The sequence below is a fragment of the Pseudomonas triticifolii genome (genome assembly GCF_014358015.1).
Taxonomy (GTDB): domain Bacteria; phylum Pseudomonadota; class Gammaproteobacteria; order Pseudomonadales; family Pseudomonadaceae; genus Aquipseudomonas; species Aquipseudomonas triticifolii.
Map to the genome: position 1 here is coordinate 21,810 of NZ_JACONV010000022.1, position 17,925 is coordinate 39,734.

Consider the following 17,925-nt stretch of genomic DNA (forward strand, 5'->3'; position numbering starts at 1 on the left):
ATCAGATATCCAGAAGGGCGCGAGCAATGCCTTGCAGTTTACGGGTCAGCGGGCCAACGGGCCAGCCGAGGTGTTCGAAGCCGCACACCGGCCAGATGCCATAAACGCTGTTGCACAGGAACACTTCGTCAGCCTGCGCGAGGTCATACGCGTACAGATCACGGATATCGACAGCGACGCCCAGGGTTCGTGCCTGATCCAGCAATTCGGCGCGCATTACGCCAGCGACGCCACATCGACTCAGGTCAGCGGTCAGTAATCGCCCCTCCGACACCAGAAACAGATTGCTGTAGACGCCTTCAATAAGACGGCCTGACGTATCACAGACCAGTCCTTCGGCATGCTCGGTGTCCTGCCATTCCGAACGCGCCAACACTTGCTCGAGACGGTTCAGGTGCTTGAGGCCTGCCAGCAGCGGCTGCTCGGCCAGGCGTGTCTTGCAAGGAAACAAGCGAACACCTGCATCGGCATTCGCAGCCGGGTACATCGGCGCCGGACCACCCTGCAGGATTCGCCGCGACTGAGTATCGGGGGCCGGTGCGTAACCGCGCTGGCTGTCGCCTCGGGTCAGGATCAGCTTCATGACACCCTCACCGAGCTGGGCGGCGAAACGGGTCATTTCAGTACGCACCAGCGCCTTATCGACCGGAATCGTCAGGCGCTGACAGGCAGTCTCAAGGCGTTGCAGATGTCGCTCGAACATCAACGGCTGCCCTGATTTGACGGCAACGGTCTCGAACACACCATCGCCGTAGGCCAGACCTCTGTCCTTCAAGGACACGGAATCGGCCGGGCAACCGTCGATCCAGCCGAGCATTAGTCGGCTAACCGGCGAAACACCAGCGAGCCATTGGTGCCACCGAACCCGAAGGAGTTCGAGAGTACGACGTCAATCGGCATGCGGCGGGCTTCGTGAGGCACGAAGTCCAGATCGCAACCCTCGCTTGGCTCGTCCAGGTTGATGGTCGGCGGAGCGACCTGATCAACCAGCGCCAGGACACTGAAGATAGCCTCGACTGCGCCCGCTGCACCGAGCAGGTGGCCAGTCATCGATTTGGTGGAGCTGACCGCCAGCTTGTAGGCGTGATCACCAAAGACACTCTTGATCGCAGACGCTTCCGCCAGATCGCCAGCAGGCGTGGAAGTGCCGTGTGCGTTGATGTACTGCACCTGATCAGGATTGACCTTGGCATCGCGCAGAGCGTTGACGATACACCGCGCTGCACCCGCGCCGTCATCCGGCGGCGAAGTCATGTGATAAGCATCGCCGCTCATTCCGAAACCAACAAGCTCGGCGTAGATGGTCGCACCACGGGCTTTTGCGTGCTCCAGTTCTTCCAGAACCATCGCGCCGGCACCGTCGGCCAGGACGAAACCGTCACGACCCTTGTCCCAGGGACGGCTGGCACGTGTCGGATCATCATTGCGGGTCGACAGCGCGCGCGCCGCGCCAAAACCGCCCAGCCCCAGACCGCAGGCCGCCATTTCAGCGCCGCCGGCGATCATGACGTCGGCTTCGTCGTAGGCGATATTGCGTGCCGCCATGCCGATGCAATGAGTGGCCGTGGTACAGGCCGTCGCGATGGCGTAATTGGGTCCCTGTGCGCCCAGATGGATGGACAGGAAACCTGAAATCATGTTGATGATCGAGCCTGGTACGAAGAACGGAGAGATCCGCCCTGGCCCCTGCTCGTGCAGCAAACGGCTGCTGTTTTCGATGTTGGTCAGACCACCGATACCCGACCCCATGGCAACGCCAATGCGCTCACGGTTTGCGTCGGTGACTTCCAGACCCGCATTGCGCACAGCCTGAAAGCTGGCAGCAAGTCCGTATTGAATGAAAAGATCGAGCCGACGCGCTTCTTTGGGCGCCAGGTACTCTTCCACGTTGAATCCCTTGACCGAGCCACCGAAGCGGGTGGTGAAGGCAGACAGATCCGTGTGCTCGATAAGGCCAATGCCACTGCGGCCCGCCAGAATGCCTTGCCAACTGCTGGGCACATCATTACCCAGTGGCGACAGCATGCCCATCCCGGTGACCACGACGCGTCTACGCGACACAGGACTCTCCTTTTCTCTCGTTAACGGAACATCACAACGTTTTTTAAAGAAAAAACCGCACGCCGATTAAAGCAGTGCGGTTTTCCCGTGACAGCAAGCAGCGATTACGAATATTAAGCCTGGTGGCCGTTAACGTAATCGATAGCAGCTTGAACGGTAGTGATCTTTTCCGCTTCTTCGTCAGGAATCTCGGTCTCGAATTCCTCTTCCAGAGCCATAACCAGCTCAACGGTGTCCAGGGAGTCAGCGCCCAGGTCTTCAACGAAAGAAGCAGTGTTGACAACCTCTTCTTCCTTGACGCCAAGTTGCTCGGCAACGATTTTCTTGACGCGCTCTTCGATGGTGCTCATACCTAGTTTTAACTCCTAGTGGAAATATTCAGGCATCTGGCCAGAAGGTAAGTGTATAGAAGAGGTTTTACGTTTTTCAAGCATAACGCTCTCCACCCTTGCCCAACCGCCCTTTTACCCATTTATAGATTGCAGCTTTATAACGGATTTTAGACAGATCGTATGACATTTTTTTGAAACAGATCGTCACATTCAGCTCATGTACATGCCGCCGTTGACCGGGATCGTCGCCCCGGTCACGTAACCTGCTCCTTCGGACGCAAGGAAGGAAACCACGTTGGCGATTTCCTGTGCCTGCCCCAAACGGCCCAGAGGGATCTGGGTGATCAAGGACTGGCGCTGTGCTTCCGGCAGCTCACGCGTCATATCTGTGTCAATGAAACCTGGCGCTACCGAGTTCACGGTCACGGCACGCGAACCCACTTCACGGGCAAGAGCACGGCTGAAACCTTCCAGCCCGGCCTTCGCGGAAGCATAGTTTACTTGACCGGCATTGCCCATGGCACCCACTACGGAACCAATGCTGATGATACGACCCCAGCGAGCCTTGGTCATACCACGCAGTACACCCTTGGAAAGGCGGAACAGACTGTTGAGATTGGTGTTGACCACGTCATACCATTCGTCGTCTTTCATGCGCATCATCAGGTTATCGCGGGTGATACCTGCGTTATTGACCAGAATCAGCGGCGCACCGACACGCTCCTGAATGGTCGACAGAACCGAGTCAACCGACTCGGCGCTGCACACATCCAGCATCAGGCCGAAACCTTCGATACCGGCCTCCTTGAACGCCGCGCTGATGCGCTCGGCACCGGACTCGGAAGTCGCAGTCCCCACGACCACAGCACCATTGCGCCCCAACTCCAGGGCAATGGCTTGACCAATACCACGGCTGGCACCAGTCACCAGTGCAACTTTACCTTGCAGGCTCATGCAGGCTTCTCCTAATCAGGCCAGTGCCGCACGCGCGGCGGCAAAGGCATCTGGGGTATCCAGGTTGTAAGTAGTCACGCCCTCGGCGCAACGCTTATTCAGACCGGCAAGCACCTTGCCCGGCCCACACTCCACCAACTGGGTTGCACCACGGCTTGCCAGGCACTGGATGGATTCCACCCAGCGAACCGGCTTGTACAACTGCTCCAGCAAATCACGCTTGAGCGTCTCCAGATCACTTACCGCACTGGCGCTGACGTTCTGCACCAGAGCAATCTCGGGGGCCTGCCATTCGATGGCCTCGATGGACTGAGCAAAGCGCTCGGCGGCCGGACGCATCAACTCGCAATGCGAGGGAACGCTTACTGGCAACGGCAAGGCACGCTTGGCGCCCCGCGCCTTGCACAATTCCATGGCCCGCTTCACCGCTTCAGCGGATCCTGCGATCACGACCTGGCCCGGCGAGTTGAAATTCACCGCACTGACCACCTCGCCCTGAGCTGCTTCGGCGCAGGCTGCAATGACATCGGCATCGTCCAGACCCAGGATGGCAGCCATCCCGCCCTGGCCGGCAGGAACCGCTTCCTGCATCAACTGACCACGACGCTCGACGAGCTTGACCGCGTCGGCCAGGCTCAGGCTCTGCGCTGCAACCAGCGCGCTGTACTCACCCAGACTATGCCCCGCGACAAAGGCAGGAATCGCGCCGCCTTCCGCCAGCCAGACGTGCCACAACGCGACGGAGGCAGTCAAAATGGCAGGCTGAGTCTTGTCGGTCTGATTCAGCAGTTCGGCAGGACCTTGCTGAGTCAACGCCCAGAGGTCATAGCCCAGCGCATCGGACGCCTGTTCAAAAGTATCGAGGATCAAAGGATGCTGCTCGGCCTGCCCGGCAAGCATGCCCAGCGATTGCGATCCTTGACCCGGAAATACGAATGCGAGGGATGCAGACATTTAACAAGCCCCTGAATGGTTGTCACAAAAAATGCGTTCGGCATGGCCAAACACGGTATTCAAAATTACATGACTGCTCGGTTGGATGACCGGGCAGTCTAATGGGTCACATTTTCAGATCCGGTCGTTCTGGAGCAAGACTTCGAGCTGTCCGCGCAGCCGCTGAGGCTGGTTTTCGCGGGTTTCGATCAACGCACGATTGATCGCACTCTGAAACCCCTGGACGCTCGCGGAGCCATGGCTCTTCACGACAATACCCTGCAAGCCCAACAAGCTCGCGCCATTATGACGGGCAGGTGCCAGATCGGCCTGCAGACGCTTCAACAACGGCAGCGCCAATACACCTACAGCCTTGGTCAACAGATTGCGACTGAACAGCATCTCGATCCGGGCAGCGATCATGGAAGCGAGACCTTCGCTGGACTTGAGCAGCACATTGCCAACAAAGCCGTCGCATACCACCACGTCAGCCTCGCCACGGTAAACGCCATCACCCTCGACATAGCCGATGTAATTGAGCCCAGACGCTGCCTGCAACAGACTGGCCGCACGCTTGACCTGCTGATTGCCCTTGATGTCTTCGGTACCGACGTTGAGCAAGGCCACTTTGGGCCGGGTAATACCCAAGGTTTCAGCCATCACCGAGCCCATGACCGCAAACTGATACAGGGTTTCGGCGCTGCAATCGACATTGGCCCCCAGATCCAGCAACTGACAATAGCCCGCACGTGTTGGAATGGCGGCAACCATAGCCGGACGATCGATGCCCGGCAACGTCTTGAGCACAAACCGCGACAGCGCCATCAAGGCACCTGTATTGCCCGCACTGACGCAGGCTTGCGCCTGACCACTGGCAACCAGCTGCAGCGCAACACGCATCGAAGAGTCGGGCTTGCCACGCAACGCCTGGGCAGGAGGGTCATCCATGGTGATGACTTCGCCAGCATTGATAATCTGCAGGCGCGAGCGATCCACACCAGGCTGGCGGGCGATCAGTTCTTCAATCAGGGAGGCTTGGCCGACAAGGGCCAGATGAAGCGAGGGTGTAGCAGTCAGGCACGCGAGGCTTGCCTGAACAATGTTGCGGGGACCGAAGTCCCCGCCCATTGCGTCGATCGCAATGATCGGAGCGGACAAGAAATTACTCGTCAGCGCCCTTGTCGATCACTTTACGACCACGGTATACGCCTTCTGGCGATACGTGGTGACGCAGGTGAACTTCACCAGTGGTCTTTTCTACCGACAGAGTGCTTGCCTCAAGAGCGTCGTGCGAACGACGCATGTCACGGGCAGAGCGGGATTTTTTGTTCTGCTGAACAGCCATAATTGATTAACTCCTAAACGTTTGGGTCACGCTTTAACTGCGCCAATACACTGAACGGGTTGGACCGTGTCACCTCGTCCACGCTCGGTTCGGGCTCATCGAGACCCGCCGGTTGCTGGCATTCTTCCGGATGATGAGCAGGCACGATGGGCAAGGCGAGCAAAAGCTCCTCCTCGATCAGTGCCAGCAGATCCAATGGATCTTCGCCCAGTTCCAGCACGTCATAACCTTTCGGTAACGACTGGGTATTCGCACCCTCCTTCACCACAGCGTAACTGCATTCGCTGTGGATCGGCAGGGTGACCAGCTCAAGACAACGCTGGCAAACCATCTTGACCGAGACGTCTATCGCACTGTGGATAACCACCGAACGGCGTTCGTCACGCTCGAAAATGAATTTGGCCTGCACCGTACCGACATTGTCGGAAAGCGGGTCGCAGAGTCTCTCCAAATCGGCCAGCAGCACTTCACCCTGAAGGGTAGTGCCGCGATCAGCCAATTTGCGCGGGTCAACGTGAGGTGGAATCGGGTCATTCAACATAGGCGCAGCATTCTAGGGATGCCCCCTTGGCATGTCAAAGGAAATTCAGGCCTGTTCGCAACTCCGATGGATCATTAGAATCTGCGCTCAGCCCATGGAGAATCGCATGCCTTCCCTGCTTCTAGCTTCCAGCTCGATTTATCGCCGCGATCTGCTCACCCGCCTGCGCCTGCCGTTCACCTGCAAATCGCCTGATGTCGATGAAAGCAGACGACCTGGTGAGCCCGCCCTGGAACTGGTGAAGCGCCTTGCACAGAAGAAGGCACAGGCCCTTGCGGGCGAGCATGACGACCATTTGATCATTGGCTCGGATCAGGTGGCGGTGCTTGGCAACCAGATACTCGGCAAACCCCATACCTTCGAGCGTGCGCTGGAGCAACTGTCCGCCGCCAGCGGCAACAGTGTGACGTTTCTGACCGGCCTGGCCCTGCTTAACAGCAAAACCGGCGTCTGCCAGGTGGACTGCGTTCCTTTCACCGTCCACATGCGCAAACTCGACAGCGCCAGCATCGAGCGCTACCTGCACGCAGAGCAGCCTTTTGACTGCGCAGGCAGCTTCAAGGCAGAGGGCCTGGGTGTGAGCCTGTTTCGCGCCACCGAAGGCAGTGACGCCACCAGCCTGATAGGCCTGCCACTGATCCGGCTGGTGGACATGCTAATAAAGGAAGGAATCACCCTTCCCTGACCCAGCAAGAAAAAACCCGACACGCGTCGGGTTTTTTTAAAGGCCGCGCCTGCGATCAGCGCAGTGTCGGACCATTGAAGCCTGCCAGAATGGCCAACCGCTCGGCAATGCTGGTCCCGAGCTTCTTGGAGAAGCGATCAAAAGGCGACTCTTCAACCGTATAGTCGACCATGTCCTTCTCGCCAATCACCTCACGCGCCACGTAGGCAGCGCTGCCCAGACCATCCACCAGACCCAACCCGACCGCCTGCTCGCCAGTCCAGACCAGACCGGAAAACAGCTCCGGGTGATCCTTGTCTTTCAGACGCTCGCCACGACCCTGCTTGACGCTGGCAATGAACTGACGATGCGTGGTGTCCAGCACGCCTTGCCAGAACTGCGTCTCATCGGCTTTCTGTGGCTGGAACGGATCAAGAAAAGCCTTGTGCTCACCGGAGGTGTAGGTTCGGCGATCGACGCCCAGCTTCTCCATCGCACCGACAAAACCAAAACCGGCCGCTGTAACACCGATGGAGCCCACCAGACTCGCCTTGTCGGCATAGATCTGATCCGCCGCACTGGCTATGTAATAAGCACCGGACGCACCCAGATCACTGATCACCGCGTAGACCTTGATGTCAGGCTTCTGCGCACGCAGACGACGAATCTCGTCGTAAACGTAACCCGACTGCACAGGACTGCCGCCCGGGCTGTTGATATTCAGGATCACGCCCTTGGTCTTGGCGTCTTCGAACGCAGCGCGTAGCCCGGTGATGATGTTGTCGGCGCTGGCAGGCTCCTTGTCGGCGATCATGCCCTGCACATCGACCACGGCGGTGTGGCTGGCCCGGCGCGAGGCACCACCACTTAGATCCAGCATCGGGACGATGAGCACCGTGAACAGCACTGCAAACGTCAGGAGCTTGAAGAAGATCCCCCAACGACGAGCGCGACGCTGCTCCTGAACACTGGCCAGCAGCGTCTTCTCCAGCAACTTCCAGCTTTTCGCCTCTTCCTTGCTGTCAACGGCCTCATCCACCCTCTGGGAGGCAGGCGCTTTCCATTCGTCAGACATGCTCAACTCGCTCCAACCCGATAATTAAACGCCGCACCGGTTCAACCAGGTACGCAGCTCCGAAAAGTGTTCGATGGCCAGACGAGGCTGGTATTCACGCAGCGAATCCAGCGATTGCGCGCCGTATCCCACTGCAATCGAATCCATACCCGCATTGCGCGCCATCTGCAGATCGAACGAAGAATCACCGATCATCAGCGAACGCTCGGGGGCAACATCACAATGCGCCATGATTTCGTGCAACATCAGCGGATCAGGCTTGCTCGCCGTTTCATCGGCAGCCCGGGTGATGTCGAAATAATCATGCCAGGCGTTGGCCTTGAGCACTCGATCCAGCCCGCGACGCGCCTTGCCGGTCGCAACTGCCAGTCGATACCCCTCATCACGAAACGCCTGCATGGACTCCAGCACCCCTTCGAACAAGGGCGACGGCACTTCATCCATGGACATGTAGCTGTCAGCGTAGCGTTGCCGAAAGTCGATCAGCTCGTTAGCGGTAATCAGCGGATAAAGCGTGCGAATCGCCTCCGGCAGGCCCAGACCGATAATGCCCTTGATCGCATCGTCGTCCCGCACCTGCATATCGCCACCGATAGCCGCAGTCCGCATGGCTTGAACGATGCGTCCGATAGAGTCTGCCAGCGTGCCATCCCAGTCAAAAATCAGCAGATCGTAATCACGGCGCACTCAAACGCTCCACAGTCTTGGCCCACATTTCATCAACCGGCGCCTGCAAGGTCAGCTTGCCGCCATCCTGCAGCGGTACGGTAAGCATGTAGGCGTGCAAAAACAGGCGCTTGCCGCCAAGGTCACGAATTTCGCGACTGAAATCCTCATCGCCGTACTTGGTGTCACCGGCAATCGCATGCCCGGCATGCAGCGTATGCACGCGAATCTGGTGAGTACGACCGGTCACCGGCTTGGCCTCAACCATCGTGGCGAAATCGCCGAAGCGGCGCAGCACCTTGAACATCGTCAGCGCCTCCTTGCCTTCTTCGTTGACTTCAACCATCCGCTCGCCGGAACGCAGATTACTCTTGAGCAACGGCGCGCGGACCTGCTTGACAGCAGTCGGCCAGTTGCCACGCACCAGCGCCATATAACGCTTATCCACGCCATCGCCGCGCAGGGCTTCATGCAGGTGGCGCAACATGCTGCGCTTCTTGGCAATCATCAGCAGACCGGAGGTGTCGCGGTCCAGACGGTGCACAAGCTCCAACTCCTTGGCATCAGGGCGCAACTGGCGAAAGGCTTCGATGACACCAAAGCTCAGGCCGCTGCCGCCATGCACAGCAATGCCAGCGGGCTTATTGAGCACAATCAGCGCCTTGTCCTCATAGACAATGGCCGCTTCCAGGCGCTGCAAAAGACCCTGCGCAACCGGCACAGGCTCGTCGCGCTCAGGCACGCGCACAGGGGGAATGCGTACGATATCTCCTGCCTGCAACTTGTACTCAGGCTTAATCCGCCCCTTGTTCACACGCACTTCGCCTTTGCGCAAAATACGGTAAATCAAGGTCTTGGGCACACCCTTGAGATAAGTGATCAGAAAATTATCGATGCGTTGACCGGCAAGTTCCGGCGCAACCTCTACCAGCTGGACGCCGGGGGTTGGAGGGGCAATATTCGTCATGCGGCAAATCATAACAATTTTTTATGGATTTGAAGCACTTAATGATTGCTGCTATAGTCGCGAACGCCGCCAAAAGCGGCCGGACAGCGGACCAACGGTTGACAACCGACCCTGACCAACGCAATTCAAGAGGACGTGAGGCCGTCCTACGAGGCTTTCGGTGACAACGCAGCATGCTGGAAACGTAACAAGCGCGGGTGACATGAGGCCGGAAACACGCCAGATCGCTGAGCAGACAGCTCGCCTTCAGTGCGAATAATTCACGGCCAGTTCACAAGGTGCAGTCGCTTCCAGACGCTACGAGCGAATGTTTCGGGAACAACGCCTAAAGCCATGATGCGCGACCTTCCCTATCGAAGATCGCGGTAAATGCCAACCCGCTGCGGATTCTGCGCGCGGCAGCACCCGAATTATCAGGGATACGTGTAGGGTGGAGACGCACAACCATCGGACTGTGTAGCAAAAGGCTTGTTCTAGACGCTTCATCTCGTCCGCTACCGATGGTCGATTCCTCCTCCTGACAAAGCTTTTGCTGAAAGGGTGTCCTAGGTCACCACAGCAAGCAGGAAACGTCGTCGCGACGCCCTGTCCCTTCTGGGCAGGAAAATCGCTAGACACTGGAGTGTCCAACCACTCTTGACGTGCCCTGACACCGACCGTGAGAAGTCGTGTGTGCCGAACGCCGTTTCCGGCAGCCCGGAAACCGACGGTACTACATGAAAAGAATGCTGATTAACGCAACTCAACCCGAAGAGTTGCGTGTTGCACTGGTAGACGGCCAGCGCCTCTACGACCTGGACATCGAATCAGGTGCACGCGAGCAGAAAAAGGCCAACATCTATAAAGGCCGCATCACTCGCATCGAACCAAGCCTTGAGGCTGCCTTTGTCGATTTCGGCTCTGAGCGCCACGGGTTTCTGCCCCTCAAGGAAATCTCCCGCGAGTACTTCAAGAAAGCCCCAGAAGGCCGCGTCAACATCAAGGACGTCCTGAGCGAAGGCCAGGAAGTCATCGTTCAGGTCGAGAAAGAAGAGCGTGGCAACAAGGGCGCAGCCCTGACCACCTTCATCAGCCTGGCAGGCCGCTATCTGGTCCTGATGCCGAACAACCCGCGTGCCGGCGGCATTTCGCGCCGTATCGAAGGTGAAGAGCGCAACGAACTGCGTGAAGCGCTGAACGGCCTGATCGCACCGGCCGATATGGGTCTGATCGTGCGCACCGCTGGCCTGGGTCGCAGCAGCGAAGAGATGCAATGGGACCTCGATTACCTGCTGCAGCTGTGGACCGCCATCAAGGAAGCGTCCCTGGATCGCTCCGCACCTTTCCTGATCTACCAGGAAAGCAACGTCATCATCCGCGCCATCCGCGATTACCTGCGCCAGGACATCGGTGAAGTCCTGATCGACAGCGTCGAAGCCCAGGAAGAGGCGCTGACCTTCATCCGCCAGGTGATGCCGCAGTACGCCAGCAAGATCAAGCTCTACGAAGACAGCGTTCCGCTGTTCAACCGTTTCCAGATCGAAAGCCAGATCGAGACCGCCTTCCAGCGCGTCGTCGAACTGCCTTCCGGCGGCTCCATCGTCATCGATCCAACCGAAGCCCTGGTGTCCATCGACATCAACTCGGCGCGCGCTACCAAAGGCAGCGACATCGAAGAAACAGCTCTGCAGACCAACCTTGAAGCGGCTGAAGAAATCGCCCGCCAATTGCGCCTGCGTGACATCGGCGGCCTGATCGTCATCGACTTCATCGACATGACGCCGGCCAAGAACCAGCGCGCCGTGGAAGAAAAAGTCCGTGAAAGCCTGGAAGCCGACCGCGCCCGCGTTCAGGTCGGTCGCATCTCGCGCTTCGGCCTGCTGGAAATGTCCCGCCAGCGTCTGCGTCCATCGCTCGGCGAAAGCAGCGGCATCGTTTGCCCGCGCTGCAACGGCACCGGCATCATCCGTGATGTTGAGTCGCTGTCGCTGGCCATCCTGCGCCTGATCGAAGAAGAAGCCCTGAAAGACCGTACTGCCGAAGTACGCGCTCAGGTGCCGATACCGGTCGCTGCGTTCCTGCTCAACGAGAAGCGCAACTCGATCACCAAGATCGAACTGCGTACCCGTGCACGCATCATCATCCTGCCGAACGATCATCTGGAAACCCCGCACTTCGAAGTGCAGCGTCTGCGTGATGACAGCCCGGAAGCCCACAACAACCAGTCCAGCTACGAAATCGCCGCTGCCGCTGCCGAAGTGGAAGAAATCGCACAGCCGGCTGCTGCGACCCGCACCCTGGTTCGTCAGGAAGCGGCAGTCAAGACAGCCCCGGCCCGCGCCAATGCACCGGTTCCTGTGGAAGCCGCCCCAGCAGCGCCAGCGCCGGTCATGCCCGAGCCAAGCCTGTTTAAGGGTCTGGTGAAATCGCTGGTCAGCCTGTTCGCCACCAAGGAAGAGCCCGTTGCACCGGTAGTGGTCGAAAAACCAGCTGCCACCGAGCGCCCGGCCCGCAACGAGGAGCGTCGTAACGGTCGCCAGCAGAGCCGCGGTCGCAACAATCGTCGCGACGAAGAGCGCAAGCCTCGTGAAGAACGTGCTCCACGTGAAGAGCGTGCAGAACGCGCCCCGCGCGAAGAACGTGCACCTCGTGAAGAACGTGCCCCACGCGAAGAACGCGCACCTCGTGAAGAACGCGCACCTCGCGAAGTACGTGACGACGCAGCAACGACCACCACGCCACGTGAAGAGCGTCCGGCTCGTACCTCCCGTGAGCGCAAGCCTCGCGAAGGTCGTGAAGAGCGTCCGGTCCGTGAACTGCGCGAACCTCTGGATGCTGCACCTGCAGTGAGCCTGGCTCGCGAAGAGCGTCCTGAGCGCGCACCGCGTGAAGAACGCCAGCCTCGCGCCCCGCGTGAAGAGCGTCAGCCACGTGCCGAGCAGGCCGTTGTTGAGGCGAGCGAAGAAGAAGTGTTGCTCAACGAAGAGCAGGCGCACGAAGACAACCAGGACAGCAACGACGGCGATCGCCCTCGTCGCCGCTCCCGTGGTCAGCGTCGTCGCAGCAACCGTCGTGAACGTCAGCGTGACGCCAACGGCAACGTGATCGAAGGCTCCGAAGAGAACGGTAGCGAAGAAGAGCAAGGCACTGACGTGGCTGCCGGCCTGGTCGCTACCGCAGCTGTCGCCAGCACCGTGATCAGCGCTCCTGCCGAGGCTCAGGCCAACGAGCAGGCTGAACGCGCCAACAGCTCCGTTGAAGCGCCTGTGGCTGATATTGCAGAGCCAACGCCGGCTGTCGAGACGCCAGCGGTTGAGTCGCCTGTCGTTGAAGCACCGGCCGAACCAGCGCCAGTAGCAGCAGAACCGACTGTCGAACTGCCTGCCGTCGAAGCGCCTGTTGCTGACGAAGCACCAAGCGTGCACGCGGCACCTGAGGTTGAAGTTCAACCGACAGTGACCGAAGCACCGGCCATCGCTGCGCAGACCGAACTGTTTGAAGCGCCTCACGCAGAGCGCGTCGTACCGTTCACGCCAACGCCGGAACCCACTCCAGAGCCGCAGGCTCCGGTCGAAGCCAAGGCCCAGGAAGAGGTGCCAGCCACTGAATCCGCCGAACTGCCGACACCAGCCCCTGCTGCAGAGCCAGTGTTCGTGAAGGAGGAGCCTGCTCCCTACTTCGCACCACAAGCCCCTGCGGCCGAAGAGGCACCGGCTGCGCAAGAAGCTCAAGAGCCTGTGGCTGTTGAAGCCCCTGCCTTGCCAGTCAGCAGCACCGGTCGTGCGCCGAACGATCCTCGTGAAGTTCGTCGCCGCAAGCGTGAAGAAGAAGCTCGCCGTCAGAAGGAAGCCGAACAGGCCACCTCCGCTACGCCGGTCGTTGCTGAACCTGCACCTGCTGCGCCCGAAGCAGAATCGGTCCAGCCTTCGCTGACCACCGAGGAAAACGCTGAGCAGCAACATGCCGAGAAAGAAACCGAGCCTAAACCCCTCGTCTAAACCCGGCTCATGAAAAAGCCCTGCCTGTGCAAACAGGCAGGGCTTTTTTGTGCCTGCGATTTGAGCGATCCAGTGATTGATCGTACCCGGTGTTACAACGCACGCCCCGAAGAGAGCAGGAAGACTTGCTTCCACGAAGCCTTGTATTCATCCACCGGGTTATGCGTGGCGAAGTGCGATGGGCATGATCAGCCAGTGGCTTTAAAAAGCACGACTCAGTACAGATTCGGCTCCATCTCAAGCTCGACATTGAAGCGCTTTGCGATGTCCGCCTGTATGCGATGCGCCAGGTTCAACAGTTGCAAGCCAGTGGCCTGTCCATAGTTGACCAGTACCAGCGATTGAAGCGCGTGCACGCCCGCGTCCCCCTCTCGAAAGCCCTTCCAGCCAGCCTGCTCGATCAACCAGCCGGCCGCCAGCTTTACTCCGGCATCAGCCTGTGGATAACCAACCACATTCGGATGTTCATGCTTGATTGCAGCGAAGGCGTCGGCAGAAACCACGGGGTTCTTGAAGAAACTGCCCGCATTGCCCAACACCGCAGGATCCGGCAGTTTTTCGCTGCGGATCGCACAGATCGCCCGACTGACATCAAATGGGGTCGGATGCTGGATACCCAGCTCGTCCAGCCGCTGACGGACAGGTCCGTATTCCAGATGCAGCTTCGCCTCCCAACAGAGCCTGAAGCGCACACGCAAGATCAGCCAGCGACCCACCTCGTGCTTGAACACGCTGTCGCGGTAGCCGAACGCGCACTCCTCCAGCGAGAACTCGCGCAGTTCGCCTGTCTCACGATCCAGCGCGGTCAGGCTGTGAAAAACGTCCTTGATCTCGACCCCATAGGCACCGATGTTCTGCATGGGCGCAGCGCCGACCGTACCGGGGATAAGGCTGAGATTCTCCAGCCCGGCGAGCCCCATGCGCAGAGACTCCTGAACAAAGGGATGCCAGGGCTCACCCGCTTCGGCCTCGACAATCGCCTCAGAACAGTCCTCGCGCACAATACGAACGCCACGGCTGGCCATGCGCAATACCAATGCGTTGACGTCACCACTGAGCAACAGGTTGCTGCCACCGCCGATGACCAGCAGCGGCACATCGTGCTCGGTAGAATACGCAAGGGCCTCGCGGACATCATCGTCGCTGTGCGCCTCGGCAAACAGTTGTGCCCGCACATCCACACCGAAGGTGTTGAAAGGCTTGAGGGAAACCGCAGACTGCACCTGCAAGCTCATTGAACGGCCTTCCCGAACGACTGGAGAACTGACATCAACCCTCCAGCAGGCGTTTTACGCGCTCAAGGTCTTCAGGGGTATCGACACCCGCAGGTGGCGCCTCGACTGCATCGGCAACATGAATGCGCACGCCATTCCAGAGCGCACGCAGTTGCTCCAGGTTTTCGGTGTTTTCGAGCCAACAAGGGCCCCAACTGACGAAGTCATGCAGAAAACCGGCCCGGTAGGCATAAATGCCGATATGGCGGCGATAGGGTACGCCCGCAGGCAACACGTCACGGTTCACCGCCAGGGCATCACGCGCCCAGGGCAACGGCGCACGACTGAACGTCAGCGCAAGACCATTGATGTCGGACGATACCTTCACTACGTTCGGGTTGAACAGCGCCGTCACATCATCGATGGGCTCGGCCAACGTCGAAATGCCGGCCTCAGGATGAGCCGCGAGATTACTCGCCACCTGATCAATCACCGCAGGCGGGATCATCGGCTCGTCGCCCTGCACGTTGACGACGATTGCATCGGCCGCCAGCCCCAGTTGCGCGGCCACTTCGGCCAGACGGTCGGTACCGGAATTATGATCCTCGCGGGTCAACAGGACTTCAGCGCCGAACGCCTGGCAGGCTTCAACGATGCGTACGTCATCAGTGGCAACCACGACACGCTGAGCGCTGCTCTTGCGGGCCTGCTCCCAGACGTGCTGGACCATGGGTTTGCCCGCGATGACTTTCAGCGGTTTGCCCGGAAAACGGCTGGAGCCGTAACGCGCCGGAATCACAACGGTGAAGTCGGCGGTCATTTATCCAGACGCTCATCGGCAGTCAGCGTGCGCGCTTCGGTTTCGAGCATCACCGGGATGCCGTCACGAATCGGGTACGCAAGGCCAGCGCCCTTGCTGATCAGCTCGGTCTTGTCCGCACTGAGCTTCAAGGGACCTTTGCAGATCGGGCAAGCAAGGATATCGAGTAGTTTGGTGTCCATGGGAGATCCTGAAGCAATCAAGGAGAAAGACGTGACAGCTGCTCATCGAACCAGCTGACAAAAGCGTCGGAAGGCACCGCATCCACTGCCAGATACCACCAGTCCTCAGCCGCAAAGGCCCGGCATTTCACGGCATCCTTCTCGGTCATGACCAGAGGCAGAGATGGCGTGAAGGTCAGTGCCTGAGCGCTATAGACCGCATGATCGGCGAATGCGTGCTGCACAGGCCGCCAGTGTAATCCTTCGAGGGTATTGAAGAAACGCTGCGGGTTGCCGATCCCGGCCACAGCGTGCACCGCCTGCCCGGCAGGAAAATGATCCACCGGCAGGCGCGCGCCGCTGCGCAGGTTGACCAACGCCGCTGGTTTGAGGCTGAACGCATAGCCATCGTCGCGATCCGCCGTGGCACCGTTGTAAAGCACGGCATCGACGCTGTTCAGCCGCTCGGCTGGCTCACGCAACGGTCCGGCAGGCAGGCAACGACGATTGCCCAGGCCACGCGCCGCATCGATCAGCACCAGCTCCAGATCACGGGCCAGCCGGTAATGCTGCAATCCGTCGTCGCAAAGGATCAGGTCAAGGGGTTCGGCAGCCAACAGTGCGCGCACGGCCTGACCGCGATCCGGGTCGATCATCAGTGGCACTGCGCAACGCTGCACGATCAGCAACGGCTCATCACCGGCTTCGCCAGCACTGTGTTCGGGCAGGACCCGCCAGGGCAGGCTTGGCGGTTTGGCACCATACCCGCGACTGACCACGCCAACCCGCAGACCGCGACGCTGACAATGTTCGATCATCCACACAATCAACGGCGTCTTGCCTGTGCCGCCCACAGTGATGTTTCCGACCACGATGACCGGTACGGGCGCGCGGTAGATATCGCCCTCGCCTGCCACAAACCGCGCACGCTTGCCTTCGACCACGCGGCGGTAAAGGCTTTCGAGCGGACGCAGCAGCGCCAGCGCAGGATGGCCGTTGTACCAGGCGTCAAGCAAACGGTCAGTGAATGCCATCAGTTAGCCTGTGTGGCCTCGACCGTGGTCATGCGCAAATGACTGAACCCCAGCTTGCCTGCTGCATCCATCGCCGTAATGACGGACTGATGCGGCGTCTTGCCATCAGCGCTGATGGACAGTGGCAGGCTGGTATCGCCCGCTGACTCACGCTGCAGCGCCTCGATCAATGTGGGCAGATCGTTTTTCGGCAATAACTTATTGTTCAGGGAAAAGATCCCGTCAGCGTTAATGGCAATGTCCAGGTGTTTGGCGCTGGCGTCGACTTCCGGCATGCCGGTGACGGCCTGCGGCAGGTCGACCCGCAGCTGGGTTTCCCGGGTGAAGGTGGTGGTCACGATAAAGAACAGCAGCAGAATGAACACCACGTCGATCAACGAAACAAGGTTGATGTCGATGTTCTCCCGCGGCCTGCGGCGACGAAACTTCACTTCTTCTTGCTCCCGCCCGCCTTGGCCAGGGATTTGAGGTCAACCCGGGCGTCGATCAGATCGACATCCCGGTCACCCTGCACCACCTCGACCAGACGAATCGCCTGCTGCTCCATGCCGACCACCAGCTCATCGACACGGCTTTGCAGAAAACGGTGAAAGAAGATGGCCGGAATCGCAACGATAAGGCCAGAGGCGGTACAGATCAGCGCCTTGGAAATACCGCCGGCCAGCACACCGGCGTTGGCGGTCGCACCCGAACTGTTGAACGACCCGAAGATGTCGATCATCCCCAGCACGGTGCCCAGCAGCCCCAACAACGGTGCCATGGCGGCAATCGAACCCAGCGCGCTCAGGTAACGTTCCAGGTCATGAATGACCCGGGCAGCGGCTTCTTCGATGCACTCTTTCATGATCTCGCGACCATGCTTGGAGTTGGCAAGGCCCGCCGCGAGGATTTCACCCAAAGGCGAATCGGCGCGCAGTTGCTTGAGCTTGTCGTTATCGAGCTTATGTTCCTGAATCCACTGCCAGACCTGCCCCAGCAGGTGCGGCGGCGTGATACGGCTGGCGCGCAGCGTCCAGAGACGCTCGATGATGATGCCGGCAGCGGCGATGGAACTCAAAATGATCGGCAACATCATCCAGCCGCCAGATTTGACCAGTTCCCACACAGTGACCACTCCCTTGAAAAATTGGCGCCACTCTACCATAGGGTCGCCGGGTGCCGAACGATCAGATCGATATCCG

19 protein-coding genes are annotated in these 17,925 nt (G+C 59.4%); 2 read left to right on the forward strand and 17 right to left on the reverse strand.

The features are described 5' to 3' along the window. Window position 1: 1 nt before the first annotated feature. The 8 genes from pabC to H8S56_RS20925 form a co-directional block, all read right to left on the reverse strand. Window positions 2-817 carry an aminodeoxychorismate lyase gene (gene pabC, locus H8S56_RS20890; protein WP_187519647.1) on the reverse strand — a complete coding sequence of 272 codons (816 nt, stop codon included), beginning with the start codon at window positions 815-817 and terminating at the stop codon, window positions 2-4. Further along, a complete protein-coding gene (fabF, locus tag H8S56_RS20895) occupies window positions 817-2,061 on the reverse strand; it encodes a beta-ketoacyl-ACP synthase II (RefSeq protein ID WP_024685222.1) in 1,245 nt (414 codons plus the stop codon). Before fabF ends, pabC begins: the two co-directional genes overlap by 1 nt. Window positions 2,062-2,174: 113 nt before the next feature. Next, window positions 2,175-2,411, reverse strand: coding sequence for an acyl carrier protein (gene acpP, locus H8S56_RS20900; protein WP_024685223.1), 237 nt, complete (start codon window positions 2,409-2,411; stop codon window positions 2,175-2,177). Window positions 2,412-2,603: 192 nt separating this feature from the next. Further along, window positions 2,604-3,347 (reverse strand): 3-oxoacyl-ACP reductase FabG, encoded by a 744-nt coding sequence (gene fabG, locus H8S56_RS20905; protein WP_024685224.1) that lies wholly within the window; start codon window positions 3,345-3,347, stop codon window positions 2,604-2,606. 15 nt (window positions 3,348-3,362) lie between these two features. Next, window positions 3,363-4,301: an ACP S-malonyltransferase gene (gene fabD, locus H8S56_RS20910; protein WP_032610384.1), complete on the reverse strand. Its 939-nt coding sequence runs from the start codon at window positions 4,299-4,301 to the stop codon at window positions 3,363-3,365. Between the two features lie 114 nt (window positions 4,302-4,415). After that, window positions 4,416-5,438 carry a phosphate acyltransferase PlsX gene (gene plsX, locus H8S56_RS20915; protein ID WP_187519648.1) on the reverse strand — a complete coding sequence of 341 codons (1,023 nt, stop codon included), beginning with the start codon at window positions 5,436-5,438 and terminating at the stop codon, window positions 4,416-4,418. 4 nt (window positions 5,439-5,442) lie between these two features. Further along, on the reverse strand, window positions 5,443-5,625 hold the full coding sequence (rpmF, locus tag H8S56_RS20920; RefSeq protein WP_003179396.1) for a 50S ribosomal protein L32: 183 nt from the start codon (window positions 5,623-5,625) through the stop codon (window positions 5,443-5,445). Window positions 5,626-5,638: 13 nt separating this feature from the next. Next, window positions 5,639-6,166: a YceD family protein gene (locus H8S56_RS20925; protein ID WP_024685227.1), complete on the reverse strand. Its 528-nt coding sequence runs from the start codon at window positions 6,164-6,166 to the stop codon at window positions 5,639-5,641. A gap of 106 nt (window positions 6,167-6,272) precedes the next feature. Between H8S56_RS20925 and H8S56_RS20930 the strand changes: the two genes are divergently transcribed. Beyond that, on the forward strand, window positions 6,273-6,851 hold the full coding sequence (locus H8S56_RS20930; protein ID WP_187519649.1) for a Maf family protein: 579 nt from the start codon (window positions 6,273-6,275) through the stop codon (window positions 6,849-6,851). Window positions 6,852-6,906: 55 nt separating this feature from the next. Here the strand turns inward: H8S56_RS20930 and H8S56_RS20935 are convergent, their stop codons facing one another. Genes H8S56_RS20935 through rluC form a run of 3 tightly spaced genes read right to left on the reverse strand, consistent with a single transcriptional unit; the run spans window position 6,907 to window position 9,538 of the window. After that, complete coding sequence (locus H8S56_RS20935; RefSeq protein ID WP_024685229.1) at window positions 6,907-7,905, reverse strand: S49 family peptidase; 999 nt, start codon at window positions 7,903-7,905, stop codon at window positions 6,907-6,909. A gap of 24 nt (window positions 7,906-7,929) precedes the next feature. Then, window positions 7,930-8,592, reverse strand: a complete 663-nt coding sequence (locus H8S56_RS20940; protein WP_024685230.1) for an HAD-IA family hydrolase — start codon at window positions 8,590-8,592, stop codon at window positions 7,930-7,932. Beyond that, complete coding sequence (rluC, locus tag H8S56_RS20945; protein ID WP_024685231.1) at window positions 8,582-9,538, reverse strand: 23S rRNA pseudouridine(955/2504/2580) synthase RluC; 957 nt, start codon at window positions 9,536-9,538, stop codon at window positions 8,582-8,584. The genes H8S56_RS20940 and rluC overlap by 11 nt, the downstream gene beginning before the upstream one ends. Window positions 9,539-10,254: 716 nt before the next feature. Here rluC and rne point away from each other — a divergent pair. Beyond that, window positions 10,255-13,515, forward strand: a complete 3,261-nt coding sequence (gene rne / locus H8S56_RS20950; RefSeq protein ID WP_456239165.1) for a ribonuclease E — start codon at window positions 10,255-10,257, stop codon at window positions 13,513-13,515. A 215-nt stretch (window positions 13,516-13,730) separates the two neighbouring features. Here the strand turns inward: rne and murB are convergent, their stop codons facing one another. Genes murB through H8S56_RS20980 form a run of 6 tightly spaced genes read right to left on the reverse strand, consistent with a single transcriptional unit; the run spans window position 13,731 to window position 17,888 of the window. Next, window positions 13,731-14,750, reverse strand: coding sequence for a UDP-N-acetylmuramate dehydrogenase (gene murB, locus H8S56_RS20955; RefSeq protein ID WP_024685233.1), 1,020 nt, complete (start codon window positions 14,748-14,750; stop codon window positions 13,731-13,733). A gap of 34 nt (window positions 14,751-14,784) precedes the next feature. Next, complete coding sequence (gene kdsB / locus H8S56_RS20960; RefSeq protein ID WP_024685234.1) at window positions 14,785-15,549, reverse strand: 3-deoxy-manno-octulosonate cytidylyltransferase; 765 nt, start codon at window positions 15,547-15,549, stop codon at window positions 14,785-14,787. Then, window positions 15,546-15,731: a Trm112 family protein gene (locus H8S56_RS20965; RefSeq protein WP_024685235.1), complete on the reverse strand. Its 186-nt coding sequence runs from the start codon at window positions 15,729-15,731 to the stop codon at window positions 15,546-15,548. The genes kdsB and H8S56_RS20965 overlap by 4 nt, the downstream gene beginning before the upstream one ends. A gap of 17 nt (window positions 15,732-15,748) precedes the next feature. Continuing rightward, on the reverse strand, window positions 15,749-16,744 hold the full coding sequence (gene lpxK / locus H8S56_RS20970; RefSeq protein ID WP_187519651.1) for a tetraacyldisaccharide 4'-kinase: 996 nt from the start codon (window positions 16,742-16,744) through the stop codon (window positions 15,749-15,751). After that, window positions 16,744-17,175, reverse strand: a complete 432-nt coding sequence (locus H8S56_RS20975; RefSeq protein ID WP_187519652.1) for an ExbD/TolR family protein — start codon at window positions 17,173-17,175, stop codon at window positions 16,744-16,746. Before H8S56_RS20975 ends, lpxK begins: the two co-directional genes overlap by 1 nt. Then, the gene (locus tag H8S56_RS20980; RefSeq protein WP_080265964.1) at window positions 17,172-17,888 is read right to left on the reverse strand and encodes a MotA/TolQ/ExbB proton channel family protein; all 717 of its coding nucleotides are present in this window, start codon (window positions 17,886-17,888) and stop codon (window positions 17,172-17,174) included. The genes H8S56_RS20975 and H8S56_RS20980 overlap by 4 nt, the downstream gene beginning before the upstream one ends. Window positions 17,889-17,925: the final 37 nt, after the last annotated feature.